Below are 1,444 nucleotides of genomic sequence, written 5' to 3'. Positions count from 1 at the left end.
GTCCTACCTTTCAAGAGTGGTTGCTCTGGTCATTCGTAAGATCGGAGGGCCCGGGGGCTCTGGGCATGGCTGGCATGGGGGAGACCTCTCGATGGCTTAAGGAACTTGGCCACCCGGAGCCCCGCGACGACTCGACCGCCAATTGGGAGATGCGACTCCGATCGCTGCTGTAGGACAACGTCGGCGAGGTCGTCTGCGGGATCGATGCAACGGCGAGCTGGCGGAGGGAACGTGCCCGAGATCTGGGCTGGAGTGGACATCGGCAAGACGCATCACCACTGCGTGGTGATCAATGCGGACGGCAGGCGTCTGCTGTCCCGCCGGGTCGCAAACGACGAGAGTGAACTTCTCGCACTGATCGGCGATGTCCTGGAGGTATCCGCTGATGTGCTGTGGGCCGTCGACCTCAACCACGGCGGTGCCGCGCTGCTGATCGGCCTTCTGGTCAGCCACGGCCAGCAGGTCGCCTACCTCACCGGCCTGGCGGTCCACCGTGCCTCGGCCACCTACCGGGGTGAGGGAAAGACCGACGCGAAGGACGCCTTCGTCATCGCCGACCAGGCCCGTGTCCGCCGCGACCTCGGCCTGCTGCGGCCCGGCGACGAGATCGCCGTCGACCTGCGCACCCTGACCACCCGCCGCCTGGACACGGTCTTTGACCGCACCCGGCAGATCAACCGGCTCCGGGCCCAACTGCTGGAGATATTCCCCGCGTTGGAGCGGGCTCTGGAGATGACGAACCGGGGGCCGGTGATGCTGCTGACCGGCTTCCAGACCCCGGCCGCGATCCGCCGGGCGGGAGCGAGCCGGATCGAGACGTGGCTGAAGAACCGCAAGGTCCGTGGCGCCGCCGCCCTGGCGAAGACGGCCGTGGAGGCCGCTCAGGCCCAGCTGACCGCGCTGCCCGGCGAGAAGCTGGCCGCCGCCATGGTGGTCCGCCTCGCGAAGGGGGTGATGGCCCTCGATGAGGAGATCGCCGAGCTCGACGCCCTGATCGAGGCCCGGTTTCGCGAGCATCCGCACGCCGAGGTGATCCGCAGCATGCCCGGCATGGGTACGAAACTCGCGGCTGAGTTCATCGCCGCCACCGGCGGCGACATGGACGCCTTCGGCAGCCCCGACCGCCTGGCCGGCTTCGCCGGCCTGGCCCCTAGACCACGCGACTCCGGCCGCGTCAGCGGCAACCTGCGCCGTCCCCGGCGCTACCATCGCGGGCTGCTGAGAACCATGTACCTGTCGGCCATGGTGAGCCTTCAATGCTGCCCGGTCTCGAAGGCGTTCTACGACCGGAAGCGGAGCGAGGGCAAGGGCCACAAGCAAGCCCTGCTGGCCCTCGCACGCCGACGCCTCAACGTCCTGTGGGCGATGATCCGTGACGGAGAGTGCTTTCATGCTTCACCTCCCGTCACGGGAGCGGCTTGACAACACGATTGGGAAGTTCCTT

At 67.9% G+C, this 1,444-nt stretch carries 1 protein-coding gene; it reads left to right on the top strand.

Going from position 1 to position 1,444, the window contains the following annotated elements; genetic code table 11:
- The first annotated feature begins 204 nt into the window (after positions 1-204).
- Positions 205-1,422 carry an IS110 family transposase gene (locus CIB93_RS36950; RefSeq protein WP_107471007.1) on the top strand — a complete coding sequence of 406 codons (1,218 nt, stop codon included), beginning with the start codon at positions 205-207 and terminating at the stop codon, positions 1,420-1,422.
- The last annotated feature ends 22 nt before the right edge of the window (positions 1,423-1,444 follow it).

It is taken from the genome of Streptomyces sp. WZ.A104 (assembly GCF_002382885.1).
Taxonomy (GTDB): domain Bacteria; phylum Actinomycetota; class Actinomycetes; order Streptomycetales; family Streptomycetaceae; genus Streptomyces.
This window is presented reverse-complemented; position numbering and strand designations above follow the sequence as displayed.